The sequence below is a fragment of the Thalassoroseus sp. genome, from assembly GCF_984380535.1.
Genome location: NZ_CFHRBF010000004.1, coordinates 112667 through 129255 on the forward strand (window position 1 = coordinate 112667; position 16589 = coordinate 129255).

At 54.6% G+C, this 16589-nt stretch carries 13 protein-coding genes; 9 read left to right on the top strand and 4 right to left on the bottom strand.

Going from position 1 to position 16589, the window contains the following annotated elements:
• Nucleotides 1-36: 36 nt before the first annotated feature.
• The 7 genes from dnaX (at nt 37) to AC5DDB_RS06665 (ending at nt 7540) form a co-directional block, all read left to right on the top strand.
• Nucleotides 37-1851 carry a DNA polymerase III subunit gamma/tau gene (gene dnaX / locus AC5DDB_RS06635; protein ID WP_491738907.1) on the top strand — a complete coding sequence of 605 codons (1815 nt, stop codon included), beginning with the start codon at nt 37-39 and terminating at the stop codon, nt 1849-1851.
• Between the two features lie 33 nt (nt 1852-1884).
• Nucleotides 1885-2298: a YbaB/EbfC family nucleoid-associated protein gene (locus tag AC5DDB_RS06640; RefSeq protein ID WP_491738908.1), complete on the top strand. Its 414-nt coding sequence runs from the start codon at nt 1885-1887 to the stop codon at nt 2296-2298.
• A gap of 51 nt (nt 2299-2349) precedes the next feature.
• Nucleotides 2350-2961 (top strand): recombination mediator RecR, encoded by a 612-nt coding sequence (gene recR, locus AC5DDB_RS06645; protein ID WP_491738909.1) that lies wholly within the window; start codon nt 2350-2352, stop codon nt 2959-2961.
• A 139-nt stretch (nt 2962-3100) separates the two neighbouring features.
• Nucleotides 3101-4591 (top strand): RNA polymerase factor sigma-54, encoded by a 1491-nt coding sequence (rpoN, locus tag AC5DDB_RS06650; protein WP_491738910.1) that lies wholly within the window; start codon nt 3101-3103, stop codon nt 4589-4591.
• 255 nt (nt 4592-4846) lie between these two features.
• Nucleotides 4847-5620 carry a carboxypeptidase regulatory-like domain-containing protein gene (locus AC5DDB_RS06655; protein WP_491738911.1) on the top strand — a complete coding sequence of 258 codons (774 nt, stop codon included), beginning with the start codon at nt 4847-4849 and terminating at the stop codon, nt 5618-5620.
• Between the two features lie 36 nt (nt 5621-5656).
• Entirely contained in the window at nt 5657-6820 is a 1164-nt protein-coding gene (locus AC5DDB_RS06660; RefSeq protein ID WP_491738912.1) for a PQQ-dependent sugar dehydrogenase, read from the top strand.
• 36 nt (nt 6821-6856) lie between these two features.
• Entirely contained in the window at nt 6857-7540 is a 684-nt protein-coding gene (locus AC5DDB_RS06665; protein WP_491738913.1) for an SDR family oxidoreductase, read from the top strand.
• Here AC5DDB_RS06665 and AC5DDB_RS06670 read toward each other — a convergent pair.
• The 3 genes from AC5DDB_RS06670 to AC5DDB_RS06680 all read right to left on the bottom strand — a co-directional run bounded on the left by AC5DDB_RS06670 (nt 7520) and on the right by AC5DDB_RS06680 (nt 13324).
• Entirely contained in the window at nt 7520-8452 is a 933-nt protein-coding gene (locus AC5DDB_RS06670; protein WP_491738914.1) for a rhomboid family intramembrane serine protease, read from the bottom strand. The genes AC5DDB_RS06665 and AC5DDB_RS06670 overlap by 21 nt on opposite strands.
• Nucleotides 8453-8475: 23 nt before the next feature.
• Nucleotides 8476-9465, bottom strand: coding sequence for a GTPase (locus AC5DDB_RS06675; RefSeq protein ID WP_491738915.1), 990 nt, complete (start codon nt 9463-9465; stop codon nt 8476-8478).
• Between the two features lie 97 nt (nt 9466-9562).
• On the bottom strand, nt 9563-13324 hold the full coding sequence (locus AC5DDB_RS06680; protein ID WP_491738916.1) for an ABC transporter permease: 3762 nt from the start codon (nt 13322-13324) through the stop codon (nt 9563-9565).
• A gap of 180 nt (nt 13325-13504) precedes the next feature.
• On the opposite strand from AC5DDB_RS06680, the gene AC5DDB_RS06685 reads away from it, so the two are divergent.
• Together AC5DDB_RS06685 and AC5DDB_RS06690 are read left to right on the top strand one after the other, a co-directional pair.
• Nucleotides 13505-14116 (top strand): hypothetical protein, encoded by a 612-nt coding sequence (locus AC5DDB_RS06685; protein WP_491738917.1) that lies wholly within the window; start codon nt 13505-13507, stop codon nt 14114-14116.
• A 162-nt stretch (nt 14117-14278) separates the two neighbouring features.
• A complete protein-coding gene (locus AC5DDB_RS06690; RefSeq protein WP_491738918.1) occupies nt 14279-15064 on the top strand; it encodes a queuosine precursor transporter in 786 nt (261 codons plus the stop codon).
• Here AC5DDB_RS06690 and AC5DDB_RS06695 read toward each other — a convergent pair.
• A complete protein-coding gene (locus tag AC5DDB_RS06695; RefSeq protein ID WP_491738919.1) occupies nt 15041-16564 on the bottom strand; it encodes a DUF6798 domain-containing protein in 1524 nt (507 codons plus the stop codon). The two genes, AC5DDB_RS06690 and AC5DDB_RS06695, sit on opposite strands and share 24 nt — an antisense overlap.
• Between the last annotated feature and the right edge of the window lie 25 nt (nt 16565-16589).

Here is a 16589-nt window from a genome sequence, read left to right on the forward strand (position 1 = left end):
ATTGCCGTCCGTGACCGTCCGATCGCTGGAGAACCGATGGATTCCACTTCGCCGCATTACACCGTGCTTGCTCGGCGGTTTCGGCCGCAGACGTTCGATGCGGTTATCGGCCAACAGCACGTCGCACGGGCTCTGCAGAACGCGATCCGACACGAGCGTGTCGCCCATGCATATCTCTTCACTGGTGCTCGCGGTGTCGGGAAGACATCAATGGCGAGGATTCTCGCCAAGGCCCTGAACTGCCCGAACGTCGTCGATGCCGTCCCTTGCAACGAATGCGACATTTGCCAGGCGATTTCAGCCGGGAACGATGTCGATGTGCTGGAAATCGACGGAGCCTCCAACCGCGGGATCGATGATATCCGCCAGTTGCGAGCGAACGTGAACGTCAAATCGATGCGAAGCCGCTACAAGGTTTACATCATCGACGAAGTTCACATGTTGACGACCGATGCGTTCAATGCATTGCTGAAAACCCTCGAAGAACCACCGCCCGGCGTGAAGTTTGTCTTCTGTACCACCGAGCCGGAAAAACTGCTGGACACGATTCTTTCCCGCTGCCAACGCTTTGATTTCGCGTCGATCGAAACGCAAAACATCGTAGAACGCCTAGCCGAAATCGCCACGGCTGAAGGTTACGAAGTCACGCCCGAGGCACTCGAACTGGTCGCGCGACGGGCCGGGGGATCGATGCGAGACAGTCAATCGCTGTTCGATCAAGTCCTGGCGTTTGCGGAAGATACGATCACCGCTGACGATATTCATCAACTTCTCGGTACGGCCACGGACGACCGGTTGATTGAGTTGGTCGACGCCTTGGTTTCTCGCGACCGTCCCACGGTCGTTCGGCTGTTCGACTCAGCACTTGCGAGCGGCGTGCAACTTACGGAATTGACCGATCAGTTGCTGCGATATCTTCGCGACGTCATGCTCGCTGCTTCAGGAGCCCAGTCAGCAACCCTGTTGAGTGTTAGCGAAACACATCGCGAAACATTGAGTGCTCAAGCGGAGACATGGGGGCTTCCCACGGTCATCGCGGCTTTGCAGATTCTCTCCGAAGCCCGGACTCAGATGAACCGCGTCAGTTATGGGCGAGTCCTGGCAGAGTTGGCACTTATTCGGATCACTCTCCTGGAAGACCTGCGATCGATCGACGCGATGTTGCAGGCGATTCAAACGAAAGACGAACGCAACGACCAAATTCCTCCGCCACGCCGGATGGAATCGCACGCTACAGAACAGAACCGCCCGACTGCAAATTCAGCGCCTTCGCCTAGCAACGTTGTCGAAAAAAAAAAGCTAGAAACTGACCCCGGCCCAGAAAAAATTCCAGATTCGCCGAGACAGGAACGGCCCTCTGTCAATATCAAAAAAGGTTCTGAAGCCAACATATTGACACAACTTATTGAATCGTCAGACGTTAGATTCCAAAGCCACCTCAGAACTGCAACAATAGCAATTTTTGAGCCAAACGGTCTGGAATTAGCCTTCGATACAAGCTATGATTTTAGTCGAAGGTATTGTGAAAAGAATCTTGACGAAATTCAACGATTGGCATGCCGTTTGGTGGGTCAATCGGTGACGGTGCGAATTCGGGCTCCTGAGGAGTCGATGACTCCTCAGCCAAAGCCCATTACGACCGAAAGTCGGCCCCGCAAGGTGGTTGAAGACGTCGAGTCAATTCCGTTTGTTCGCGACCTTCTGAATGTTTTTAATGCCAAAGTTTTGAATGTACAGACTTTGAAGGCCGTGGAAGTCGCAGCGGTCCCAAGTTCCTACGAAGAGGGACAAACCGACGCAGACGGTCTCGATGAGTCCAACAGTGACGAATCGGAGGAGTCATCCGACTGACCGATTCGTCATCACAAAAGAAGGTGACCGGTCATGTTTGGAAAGCTCGGTGATATCGCTTCGCTGATGAAGCAAGCTCCCGAAATCATGCGGCAAGCTCAGCAGATGCAGAGCAAGGCGGCAGAAGTGCAGGAGCAGCTCAAGGAAGTCCGCGTGGAAGGCGTTTCCGGTGGCGGCATGGTCACCGTGTCGGCAGACGGTCAACAACGAGTTCTGAACGTCAAAATCGACCCGACGTTGCTCGAAACACCCGATGCGGAAATGCTCGAAGACTTGATGCTCGCTGCCACGAATCAAGCGTTGGAGAAGTCACGTGAGAAGGCCGCAGAAATGATGCAGGGGCTGACTGCCAACATGGATATTCCTGGTATGCAGGACATGATGGGCAAATTCGGCCTCGGTCCCACATCGACGCCGCCCGGCGGTCCAATCGACGAAGACGAGTAAGGCGTTTTCCCGCAATCGAAATTTACTGAGTTAGGAATCGGTCAGTCCATTATGGAAAGTTCCGCACATCCGTTTGGCCCTGCTGTCGGTGAGTTGATCGACCAGTTCGCTCGCCTTCCGGGCATCGGTCGTAAGTCGGCGGAACGGCTTACCCATTACATTTTGGGTTGTACCGGCGAGGAAGCCCGAGGACTCGCAGAAGCGGTCCTTCGGGTCAAAAATTCTGTGCATCCTTGTGCAGTGTGTTTTAACTTAACAGAAGCGGAAACCTGTCGGATCTGCCAAGATCCGAAGCGAGATCGCGACGTTGTCTGTGTCGTGGAACACTCGAAAGACGTGGTAGCTTTGGAATCGACCGGGGCTTATCACGGATTGTATCACGTGCTCGGCGGACGAATCTCGCCGCTTGAAGGCGTTGGTCCAGAAGACCTGACCATCGCCGCTTTAGTGCGACGAATTCGCCAGGATGGTATTCGAGAATTGGTGATGGCGACCAACCCGACATTAGAAGGGGATGGAACGGCACTCTACATTTCCAATTTACTCGCCGACGATGGCGTAAGCATGACACGACTCGCCCGAGGCATTGCTTCTGGCAGTGTGTTGGAATTTGCGAATAAAGAAATGCTGGCCGACGCATTACGTGGTCGGCAAGGGTTTTAGAGTCAGTGATTGAACTCGGACTCTCAAGAGTTGTGACCCGAGGACTGAATTTCGATCTTTCAACAACAATCAGTTTCGTGCTACATCGAAGCAGGGCGGTTTCGAACTGGCACCACCTGGATTTTGACATGGATTCACCATGCAACTGAATGTCGGTCAATATCAAAAAATGAGCCAACAAATGAAGTTGGCTCCGCGGATGATCCAGTCGATGGAGATTCTGCAACTTCCCGTCATCGCGTTGCAAGAACGGATCGACCAGGAACTCGAAGAAAACGTGTGCCTGGAAGCCCGCACCAAGGACCGTGAAAATACGACCGACTCCGAACGGCAACACGAGATCGAAAGAGCTCGCGAGGAAGCCAACGGCAAAGACACCGACCAAAAGGAAATGGTGTCCGACGATAACAACGAAGCCGACTTCGAACGCCTTCTCGACATCAGTCAGGAATGGCCCGAAGACAATGTTTCCGCGGGCAGCCGGGTGTCGTCGAATCGTGTCGGCGATGAAATGGATCGTCAACATGACATGATGAGCAATATGATCGCGCGCCCGCAGTCGCTCCAAGATCACCTCATCGAACAGTTCGGTTTCTTTTCCTGCGAGCCGGAAGTTCGGGACTTCGGTGAGTTCCTCATTTCTAATCTCGACCACAATGGCCGGTTGCAGTCGAGTCTGCCGGAAATCGTGCAGGTCTATCCGCACAACATCGACTTGGAGACTGCCGAAAAAGCCCTTGCGATGATTCAACGCCTCGAACCAGCCGGTGTCGGAGCGCGGGATCTCAAAGAGTGCATGCTCCTGCAAATTCAGCCGGAAACACCTTACCGTGAAGTCATCGTCACGCTGATTAACGATCACCTCGAAGATCTCAGCCAGAACCGGTTACCCGTCATCCAACGACGCACCGGCTACGACTTGGAAACCATCAAGACCGCCATCGAAGAGATGCGGCACGTGGTTGATCCGTATCCGGGACGCGGTTTCGTCGAACAGCCGGTCCAACGTGTGACGCCAGACGTGTCCGTCGAACAAGACTCAGATGGCAATTGGACGGTGAAACTGATCGACGAGTACACGCCGGAACTCCGCATTAGTAAGCGGTACATCAACATGCTGCGGAACAACCCCGATCAGCAAACCAAAGAGTACATCAAGAAGAAAATCGATTCGGCGAAGTGGTTGATTGAGTCCATTGAGCAACGCAACGGCACGCTGCGAAAAGTGTCTCAGGCGATTGTCGATTATCAATCTGCGTTTCTCGAACAGGGACCGGAAGCGATTCAACCGCTGAAGATGCAACAGATCGCGGACCAAGTCGGAGTCCACGTGACAACCGTTTCGCGGGCGGTTGATGACAAGTGGATTCAAACGCCGCGTGGGTTGTTCCCGCTCAAACGCTTTTTCGGTGGTGGCACACAAACAGACGACGGTGAGGAAGTCGCCTGGGACATCATCCGCCTGAAACTAAAAGCCATCATCGATAACGAAGACAAGAAAAATCCTCTCAGCGACGACGCGTTGGTTGATGCTCTCGCAGACGAGGGGTACCAACTCGCTCGGCGAACGGTGACCAAATATCGCAAAAACATGGGCATCGCTTCTTCCCGCCAACGTCGCGAGTATTAAGCTCCGAACGTGATCAAAACAGCGTGCCACGGCTCTGCGAGCCGTGCTTGTCGACACGAACTCTCGGCACGCCTAGTCTGAACTCTACAATCGAACTTTCATAGACCGGAGGGGAATGCCAATTCCTCTCCGGTTTTTCGTCGGTCGAAAGTCATACGGTTGATTCGTGATTCGTATTCGGTTCTGCTACGATCGGATGACGTCTTAACCATCGACGAATGTCATTGCCAATTTCGACCTCACCGAGTTTCCCCAATGCTGCGACTTTTCCCTCTTGTTCTCCTCGCCCTCCCGAGTCTGCTGTTGGCGGAAGACACCGGCACGTTCAGCGGGCAATTCACTTACAACGGTTCGGCCCCGAATCGCGAAAAACTGGAACTCAACAAGGACTTGGAGTTCTGTGCGCCGCACAACTTGAAGTCGGACGAGTTGATTGTCGATTCGAAATCCGGCGGGATCAAAAACGTCATTCTATGGTTGGACACAAAATCCAGCGGAAAGAAACCGGGATTCAAGTCCGACAAGAAGCACACGGAACCAACGCTTCTCGACAACAAAAATTGTCGATTCGATCCCCATATCTCGATCGTGATGACGACGCAAAAACTGCTGGTGAAAAACTCCGATCCGATTGCCCACGCCGCTCTCGTCAATGCCTTTGTGAACGATCCCGTAAATGCGGTCGTCAAACCGAAGTCGAAGGCGGATACGGTCTACAATCTGCCATACGTCGAGCCTTTGCCGATCAAAGTCACATGCCCGATCCACGCTTGGATGTCGGCATATCTCGTCGTGCAAGATCACCCCTTTGTGGCCGTCACCGACGACAATGGTCGATTCAAAATCGAAGGTTTGCCGGCCGGAGAATGGACATTCCGTGTTTGGCAGGAGTCCTGCGGATATGTCACATCAGCCACCCAAAATGAGGAAGTGATCGATCTGGATCGCGGTCGTCTGACCGTCACGATCGAACCTGGAAAAACCGCGGGCGGCGTGTTCCAATTGAAGCCCGAACTTTTCCAAAGATAGTCTTTGCAGAATCTGATACTCGAGAGAACCCCACTTATGAAAACGTTGTTCGCTTTGCTCTGTCTCACGACTACCGTCGTTGCGGCTGACATCGATACGTCCCCCGTACCCGCCAAAGCCGAGCGTGTGTTCCGGCAATTGCGATTCGACCGCCCGATTCTCGTTACGCATGCGAACGACGGGTCTGGCCGGCTGTTCGTCGTCGAACAAAAAGGGCAAATCCGCGTCTTCCCGAATCAGCCGGACGTCGACGAAATGGAGACCTTCCTCGATATCGGCGAACAAGTCGTCTACAAGGATAAGCAAAATGAAGAAGGCTTGTTGGGTATGGCCTTCCATCCGAATTACAAGGAGAACGGCGAGTTCTTTCTCTATTACACCACCAGCGATGAGCCGCACACGTCGGTGATCGTGCGTCGGCGAGTTTCAAAGGACGACCCCAATCAAGCGGACCCGAAATTCTCGCAGGAAATCTTGCGAGTCAAACAACCGTTCTGGAATCACAACGGCGGTACGATCGTGTTCGGGCCGGATGGATTTCTTTACGTCGCGTTGGGCGACGGCGGCAGCGCGAACGATCCGCAAGGCAACGGACAAAACTTGAACACGCTGCTCGGTGCGATTCTGCGAATCGATGTCGACAAGACCGTCAAAGGGAAAATGTATGCGATTCCCGCCGATAACCCGTTCGTCGGAAAACCGAACGCTCGACCGGAGATTTACGCCTACGGTCTACGAAACGTCTGGCGGATGTCCTTCGATTCGGAAACGAAAACTCTCTGGGCCGCTGACGTCGGGCAGAACCTTTGGGAAGAAATCAATCTGATTGTCCCTGGCGGCAACTATGGTTGGAATGTGCGTGAAGGACTTCACCCGTTCCCGCCGGAATCGAAATCGGATGCGTCGAAGTACATCGACCCGATCTTCGAATACCATCACGACATTGGCAAATCGATCACCGGTGGCGAAGTCTATCGCGGCAGCAAGATTCCCGAACTGGTCGGCAAATACGTCTATGCCGACTACGTTTCCGGCTTGGTTTGGGCGCTCGACTACAACGCCAGTCAGGACAAGGTCGTCGGCAATCATCCGATTGAGGCCGCCAAGTTGCCGGTGATGTCGTTCGGTATGGACGAAGACGGCGAACTGTACATGACGACCTCCGTCAACGCGATTTACAAAATCGTTCCCGCCAAATAGTCGCCAAGCACGTCCCAACTCGAAAGGTTCCTACGGATGTCAAAAACGATCGTCATCACCGGAGCAACGCGCGGGTTGGGGCGAAATTTGGTCGATCGCTTCGCGGAATCGGGGCATACCGTCGTTGCGTGCGGTCGCTCCGAATCTGCGGTGGCGGAGCTGAAAGAACACTTCGGCTCTCCTCATGCATTTGAAGTCGTCGACGTGACCGACGACGCCAGTGTTGCAGCCTGGTGTCAATCGGTGCTTGATTCACACGGCCCGCCGGATTTGCTCATCAATAATGCGGCGATTATCAATCGCAGTGCCCCCTTGTGGGAAATTACCGCGGACGAGTTTTCGCAAATCGTGGATATCAACATTAAAGGTGTGGCGAATGTGCTTCGCGGTTTCGTGCCGCAGATGATCGCCCGTGGACAAGGTGTGATCGTCAATCTCAGTTCCGGTTGGGGACGTTCGACGTCTCCGGAAGTCGCACCATATTGTGCGACAAAGTGGGCGATCGAGGGGCTCACGAAAGCACTGGCCCAGGAGTTGCCCAACGGTCTCGCAGCGATTCCACTCAATCCCGGCGTGATCGACACCGATATGCTCCGTAGCGCGTTTGGGGCCTCCGCAGGAAGTTATCCCAACGCCGAACAATGGAGCTACAACGCCGCTCCGTTTCTGTTGAAACTCGGTCCGAAAGACAATGGCGAATCACTTACGGTTCCGCAGTGACCTCTGCATGTCTCGCCAAGCCTTCGGCGCGTAACCGACGATCATCCCCAGGACCAACCCGCCCGCGTGTGCCACATTGGCCACGGGTCCCATCGCACCGGTGAAGCAGATGAAAAACCAAAAAACCATAAACACGATGATGTTGTGCGGAAGATAAAGTCCCGTTTCCGGCGCATATCGAGTCTTCATCCATAGGTACCCGAACAAACCGTAATTCACACCGGACATCCCGCCAAAACGCGGTCCGTGCCAATAGTACTGGGCCAGATTCGAAACCGCCGCCATGAACAGCACCAGCAATAGCAACCGCCAACTGCCACGACGGTATTCAATCATCCCGCCGAAGTAATACAGCCAATATGCATTGAACAAGGCGTGCAGAAACGGGATGCCCATGATAGATCCGTGCAGGAACATCGGTGTGAACAACCGCCAAACTTGTCCGCTCCGAATATCGGCAAGTCCGTCCCAGTACATGTAGAAGTTGTCGATCTTGTAACTGGCGATGGTGAGTGTCTGATAGAACTCACCTTCATCCTCACCGGATCGGGTCACAGTCGTCACAAACGCAATGCCGATCAGGAGTCCAATCGTCACCGGTAGGCGGCCGCTCGAACGTTGCCAACGATCACGCACATTGATGGTGCGTTTCGCAGCCGCTTTGGCTTCCTTGAGTTCGCGGGTTCGTAATTCGTCGGCCACTTCCCGAGCGGCCATATACTTGGCATCGCTCGGGTTCTCCCGAAAGGCGGCCAATTCCTCGCGAGCACGATCTAAATCGTCTTCGTCGATCACCCACACGACCCAGCCATCCCCGTCACGTTCCAATGTCACGCGCATACCAGTGGTGAAGAGATAATCGGTCAAACGTTGGGCTTGATCGGATTGTTCAAACGTTGCGAGTTGTCGCATTTCGAGAAAAATCTTCTGAGGGACTACGAGTGAAGTTCGACGAGATCGCCATCGGCGAGTTGATGATCCCGGCCAACGCTTTGACCATCGTGAGCGCTTTCGCCCCAGACCTTCGCGAATTTTAGTGACTCCGCCAAATCGCGGTGCACCTTCGCCGCCAGATCTTCCACCGTTCCGCCGATGGGAATCGTGAACGGGTCTTTATATTCCGCGGGTTTGCCTGGGGCTTTCGTGTAAACGCGAATCACTCCGAGCATCTCGAAAATTCGGTTCCGCAAGGCTTCACGCGAATCGTCTTGGTCGAACTCCACCTCTTGAATTTCAAAGGGAGTTGTCACCATTTCCCGGAAGTATTCCAAGCGTTCCGCAACGCCGTCGCTACCGGCACGCGTAACGACCAAAAGAGTCTTCACCTGCACGACCCCGAAATCGTCATCGACAAATCCGTTCTCACGACCGAGCACCGTGCTGCGGGATCGAAACTGTTCCAGCAGTTCTGCGGTCTCGTCGGGTGCATCATCCGAGGAACCATCGAGACACAGCACCACCAAGTCGGCGGTTCGCACCAAATTCAAGACGTACGGTTCAAGGTGGTCGGCGGTTGTTGGTGGCGTGTCGATCAGTTGCACCATCGCGTCTTGCCAAGGCATCATGCCGGGCATGGGCTCGTGCGTGGTGTAGGGGTAGTTGGCGACTTCCGGTTCGGCGTTCGTCAGTTCGGCAAGCACTCGACTTTTCCCGGCATTCGGCCCCCCCAACACCAAGACTTGACCCGCGCCCTGACGAGGAAACCGAAACGTGCGACCGGTTTTGGGTGCTTTCTTTTCGGTTTCAACGTCTTGCTTCGCTTCCTTGAGTCGTGTCTTCAAGTCAGCCTGCAGGTGGTCGGTTCCCTTGTGCTTCGGGATGAGCTTTAACATGTTCTGTAAACATGCAACGCGTTCCTCGGCCGACTGTGCACGTCGGTATTCGTCTTCGGCTTTGTGATATTGAGGGGTGAGATTCGCTGGCATCGGGATTCATTCCACCCAGGTTTTTCAATGTCGTTGCGATGAATCTTAGCAATACAATCCAAAGACCAACAGGAAACACCGAACCAGATCAGAAGGTTTACTCGGACCGTAATGTTGCCAGGATTGGCGTACGCACGGCTTCGATCACTGCCACGAACGCGGCTGCCAAGCCGACGAGAAACACGCCCACCAGAATCACACCCACCGCGAGCCACGGTACATCGGCACCGGTACTCGACAGGTGTGGAGCCATCGCAATCAGTGCTGAAATTGTGCCCGAGGCCAACCCCCATACCAACAGAAACGCATTCTCACAGACAACCAACCAAGCGATTCGCGACTTCACAAAACCCACACTTCGCAACAACGCCAGTTCGCCGCGTCGTTCGAGAACATTTCGCAGCATCACTGTCGCGAGTCCGAGTGTCCCCAGTAACAGTCCCAACCCGCCAAGTGCTTCGAAAGTTGAGAGATACGTGTTCTGCACTTCGAGAAACTTTTGCAATCGCTGGCCGACCGGTTCGGCATCGAAACCGTAGTCGTGCAGTTGCGATTCCAACAAATTTTGCAGTTCTCCGGTCTCGGCCGGTGGTGCGTCGACGAGGAAGTACTCGTAGCCGACCTGTTCCGGATACAGCCGCGTGAAATTCGTTTCCGCCATCGTCAATACGCCTTGAAACACGCTGCCGTCGAACATACCGACAATCCGCAACGCATGCGTCGGGTTGCCTTCGGTCGGCACCGGAATCAGATCACCCACTGCCTTGTGTAAACTGTACTGCAGTGTGTTCATGTCTCCGAAAACCGGGTAAGCCGGGACTGTGTGTTCCTTGCCATCGGGAGTCGTCAGGGTGACATCTTCAGCCGGCTCTTCGAGGAGTGTCCAAGGGTTCTCACGGTCGGCACCGATGAATTTGAATCCGCCACGTTCGATCATCCGTGACGGAACTCCGAGTATGGTTGGTAACCGCGTCTGATAGATGTTCAAGCAACTGGCGTTCTCTCCGGGTCGGACACGAAACGGCATGACGGACATCTCATCGAGCAGGTTGTTCTTCCGTTTTGCCTCCTCTTTGGCTGCCGCCAATTCCGCCGGGTCGTTCTGAAACGCAGCGTCATTGACGGAGATGGTGAGATCAACTTCACTGCGTCCGCCGGGAGTTCCCAGGTCGTAGAGGATTGGGGTCGATGTCTCTGCGACCAACGTGAACCCACCGTTGCCGCTGTTCTTGTCAGGTTGTTCGGAGGCAGGATTTCGATGCCCTGCCGCGATGGCAACGATGACAAACGTCGCCGATGCAATCAGTGCGGTTGTTAAGTTGCTACGCGAGCGATTGCGAGACGCATTGCGAATCCCAAGCCGTCCAGAACCGCTCCAACCCGAACCGCGAACAAACACGCCGCGATTCCCGCCGGTGTACCAGTTGAGAAAGGCGATGCTCGCGGTGAGCATCAACATGCCAACCAGAAAGAACGCGATCACCTGCCACGAGATGCCCATAAACGCTTCCGATGTCGGCACCAACCCCAGTAAGGCGGCGATCAACACGAGTAACGAAATTCCCGCTCCGATGATGGCGATTCGCAGGGAACGGCTACCGTGTGCTTGGGTTTCCTCAGATGTTTGCGTGGGTTCGCTGACACCAGCGAGCAACTCTCGCGTGGAGATCTTTTTGAGTTGTCTCAGTGACCACCAAATTGTCGCCAACGCGATCCCGGTCGCGATGACAAATCCGATCAACAAACTGACCGGCTGCACATACACGTCGAGAAACCGCGTGCCAATGGCTCCAAACCACCAAGTTTTGAGTCCGTAAACCATCAGCTCCGCATAGCCCACAGCCGCGATCGTCCCTAGCAATCCGCCAACACCGACGACGATCAATCCTTCGCCAAGAAACTCGTTTCGGACGCGTTTCGGTGAGTATCCAACTGCGGTCAGCAATCCAATGTTCGTCACGCGTTGGTCGATACCGAGTCGAAACAGCAAGCCGATCAAAATCGTTGCGGACAGGATCAGGAAAAAGCTGAAACCGAAAAACAGCCCGGAAAAATCCGTCGTGCCGCTCGCGGCTTGCAAGCTCCGATATTTGATCGGCAAGAACGTAAGTTGCGCGTCTGTCGGATCGAACTTTTGAAGATACGCGTCAATGAATTGTTCCTTCGCGGCTTCCAAGTCCGCTGGCATGTCGGTTTTCTTTGGAGCAAACCTCAATGATGTCTCACGGCCGTAGCGACTGTTCCACAACTCCTGAGCAACCTCCAACGACAGAAACGCTTTCGGCGTGGCGGGGAACATTTCCCAGAAGTTCTCGTCGCGTTCCGTGATCAGTTCTCGCTTCATCGGGAACGGCTCTTTGATTTCATCGAACGTGCGGGCGTCGGTTACGCCTTTCACAGCGGGAACCAAGCCGCCATCGACCGCGACTCCTTCCGCTTCGACGATTCCTGCAACACGAAATGTCTTTGTCTTCTCCGGAATGTTGCCATCGGCGTCGACGACATGGGAACCGACGATGTAATACGTCATTGTGATTTCATTGCCGACAGCGACCTTCAGATCTTCCGCGAGGTACTCGTTGAGGATGATTTCGTCCGTAGCCAACGGCCAATTCGGTTTCTCGCCAACAAACGGGAACTCGGTAAACGGAGCCGGTTGTGGGAACGGCAAACCCGCAACGAGCGTATACATGCTGTAACCTTCGCCATCCTGCTCTTCGAAGGTGCCATCGTCTTTCTGAATTCGCTTGCGGTAGATCACTTGGCTTCGATCCGAATTGGCAAGCTCGTTCGCGACGTAAATCAAGACGGGTGACGTTGCCCAGCCCAATTCGTTCGCAACCGTTTTTCCGGTGTCGGCGTAGGCATCGGAAAGGATTTGCTGATCGCTTTCCAACGACAAATAAAGATGCTCTTTATTGACGGTGACTTGCAATCCAAGATCATCGAAATCGAGCGTCTTTTTCAGTAGTGAATCCAGCGATTCCGCCCTGGCGACCGCCTCCGTCCCTTCGGCGACGGACCGCGACCTTGCCTGTGTGAACAGTGCGTTCACTCGGGCCGGGTGATTGATCACTTGCCGACGTCTTGTGTCTCGCTCACTGTAGGCAGCCAAGCCCAATGCGTCTTGCAGGGTGTCGAGTGGCACGAAGGCGTTTAACGGCAACTGTTGTGATGGACGCAGTTCCAACCGGCCCACGCCCGATTCTTCCGGGAGAATCCCGCTGACCGTCAAATCCAGTTCCACCGACGCCTGTTCCTCGCGATCGCCGAGGAGTGAATCGCGTGGTATCGACGCCGGCAACTCGATCCATAACCGAATGGAATCGCCGGGTTTGATCGGCTTTGCGTCTCCATCCACCGTGCTGGCCAACTGATCGGCCAATGACTGACTGAGCAGAACGCCATCGTCCTTCGGATTGGGCATACCGCCGTGGTTGGTCAGCCCCCAGAACCGATCATCGATCCCCCAAACATTCACCTGACCCGCGCGGGCAAACTGACTCTTCGAATCTTCCTTCGTCTTAATCTCTCGCTCGACCGCACCAACCAATGCAATTGCCGGTGCGATGCTGGGCGAGTCGGTACCAGACGACTGACTTCGAAACTGCTCCGCGAACTCCAGCTGCGAAGCAATTTCCGTTGCCAGGTCTTCGCGAAAGAAGCGGTAAGACGACAATGCAAAATCGATGTCACCGAGTCGTTCACGACTCATCGTTTCCAACGACCCGCGTACCGAATCCCCGACGATAAGTGCACCGCCGATGACCGCAGTTCCCGCGAGCACACCCAGCAACACCGCGAGATGAGTTCGCCAATAGTACAACAAACTTTGCAGGCGAAGTTTCCAGTTTGACATTGGGAATTATCTTCCTGGGAAGTGTCGTTTTGTTATTCGTTCCCACCGGCGGAACTTTTTTCAAAGAAGTGTCGGGCTGCCGCTACACTCTCCCATTTAGAGAATGTGAGGCAATGACGCACTTACGAACAATCATGACAAGACGGCTCCGGCGGGCCAAGACCTTCGAGGAGATTTGCGATGAAGACAATCGCCACCACTTTTGCGATTCTCGCTGCCACTGCATTTTCTGGCGTTAACACAGCTCAAGCACAAGTTGTCGATCCACATATCGATCAACTCGCGTTGCAGTTGCAGTCGCAATCGGCGGCGGCTTGTCGCGAAGTGTATCATCATTTCCGTCGTTCACCGCACTTCCAACATGCTTACAGCGATCTCTACGAGATTTACACCCTGGCAACTCACATTCACGACATCGCCCATCGCCCTTGCGAACTCGAGCACATGCGTGAAGACGTCGCGGAAATCGATCGCTTGTTTCACCACACCGAGGACGTGGTCGCTCGGATGACTCAATGCCCGATTACCGGCAACGGTTATCACATGCGACGTCTCCAAGCCCTGATGCGAGGTCTGGAAGATACCATTCACCACCTTGACGAGGACCTGAACCCTGTTGGAATCCCCGGCGTGAACTTGCCCGTCCCCCCGTCGACCGGCCCGGCTTTGCCGCCTCCGCCGCAGACGGGTTTCCGCAGCGGATACCGCACGAGTCGCCCTCTTGGATACAACGGCCGCACCGTCTCGATCGGCAACGACCGCATTGGAATCTCGTTCTCTTTGGGACGCTAGAGCACGAACGACATTGCTCGAAAAACGTCATTGCGATAAGCCCTGAAGTGGTTCACTTCGGGGCTTTGTTTCTGCGCGACACGGTCGGTACGATACACGACCAAACAGACTGGCGGTTTGATTGCGTTCCGAACCGCTCTCGCAAAAACAAGATCGGCTCTGATGACTGCCCCCGCCGTGATCCCCTCAAATCGCGAACGATCCGAACTGGCATTTCTCGTCCTGGCGGGCATCTTCATTTCTTCGATGACGATGCTCAACATCCTCGGGGCGACGCGAATTCTCGACATGAGTTTCACGCTAGGAGGAATGCGGATTCCGCTCTCCGTTCCGATCGGCGTTTTGCCCTATCCAATCACCTTTCTGTGTACCGACTTGATCAGCGAAGTCTACGGGCGACGACGAGCCACGTGGGTGGTACTGGTGGGTTTCGTTGCGAATTTATGGCTGCTTCTGATCATCTGGTTGGGCGGAATGTTACCGGGTTTGAACGAACCGGTTCTCGATGAAGCCAGCCGATTGCCGTTGTTCTTCGAGATTCGTGCTGCCACGCTCGGCGGAACCGTTGGCTCGATGATCGCCTATCTCGTCGCCCAATTTTGCGATGTGTACCTATTTCACTTTTGGAAAGACCTTACCAACGGCAAACACCTTTGGCTGCGGAACAATGGGTCCACACTTGTCAGCCAGTTTCTCGACACCTTCGCCGTGTTAACCATCGTGCACTTCTACGCGAACATTCTGCCGATGGACGCGTCCCGACCCGTTTGGCCTCAACTCTGGACGTACATTTTCTCGGGCTACGTTTTCAAAGTCGTGTTCGCGTTGCTCGATACGTTGCCGTTTTACTGGTTGACTGCCTGGTTGACGAACTGGATCGAAGCCGATCCTGAAACGTCACCCCATCAAACACCAGCCTCGGAGTCACCGGGAGAGCAAGTCCTCTAGCCGATACACCTGATACCGGCCACGTTGAAACAGAGGTTTCGCTGGCATTTGCCGGTCAGTTTCCAACACCACATGAGTCACCCCCCCACGATTCGGTTTGTTCACCACGTCTTGAAGGTCTTCGTTCGAACGGTGAAACCAATCGACCACGTTGGCCGCGTCTTGGGGTACGTCTTTGTACGCAAAGTACTCCGCTCGCTCTGCGTACCATTTGAATGCCCACGTGCTGCGAGGCGTAAAGAAGACTGCGTCGGTTGGTGTATTTCCACGAATCCACTCGCAGACTTCCAACCAGTTCGCAAGTCGTTCCGGGTCCATCCGACTGGGATTGCGATTCGCCGACGGTAAAAAAATCGCGTAGACAAAGATGGTCGCGAACAACGCCCAACGTCGGCAAGACTGCGAAATCCAACGGACGCTCAAGCGAGCAGCCATCAAACACACCGCCATCGGCAAAGCGACATCGACCAACCGGAACGGATAAAACTTCAGCAGCGACTGCCGAAACTCAAAATACGGCATCTCAAGGGCCGGGCGTGGCCCCCATCCTAATCCCACGCCGACTAACGCAACCAGCACGCTTCCTAGAACAAACCGCGTCCACCAGCGTTCGTTTGCCGATCGTTCGACTTCGGGACGGACCAACAGCCATACGGCGAGCAACAATCCGTAACCGAGATATGCACCGGCTTTGAACTCCAGCGGATCGAGGTGATGTCGCAGGCGGATGAAGACGTGAATATACGTGCCTTGTCGCGTTTGCTTCGGAGTGGCATCTGCGAGTGTTTGCAACGCCGGTACAATCCCTGGCAACGAGCAAACAAACAGTACGACCACCGCGAGCCAAACTTTCGACCATGGAATGACTTCCGTCGACGGTTTTCTCAACGCACCAAGGCGTCGCAACAATTCCGCGAAACCACCGCAGATGCCCCCCCAAATCCCAACAATCGGATGAAAGCTAATCGCCAGGCCCAGACAGACAGCCGACCGCAATGGTCGGAAATTCAACCAGTAACCGATCCCGGCAAAGAGCAAACCATAGCTGAAGACTTTGCCTTCAACCCCACCGACAACCCACTCGCCCGAGAAGTTGCCAACGGACTGCATCGCCAAAAACAACCAAGCCGCATAAAGCGGGGTCCAGCGAAGGAGCCCCAAACTGCGAGATAGGACAGTCCACCCAAAAGCGAGCAAACCGAGAGCAACGCAACGCCCCACCCACGCGGCCAACTCGAATGACGCGAATTTCGTCAACCATCCGACCGTGAGGTAAAACACGTAGTGTGTTTCACTCGAATTCAGAAAGAAGTCGTGTGGGGCGAACTCTGGTTGCCAAAAATGTTTGGCACGGGCTAAATAGTGCGGTTCGTTCACCGATGGTACCGGCGAACGCCACGCAGACACAGCGAAGAAACTAGCCCAAATCGTGAGCCCAACGATCCACGTCAGACCCCGATGATGGGGATGTGTCTGCTCGTTCGCGACAGAGTCCGCCATGGCAAGTCGTTCCCGAAAGAGAGTT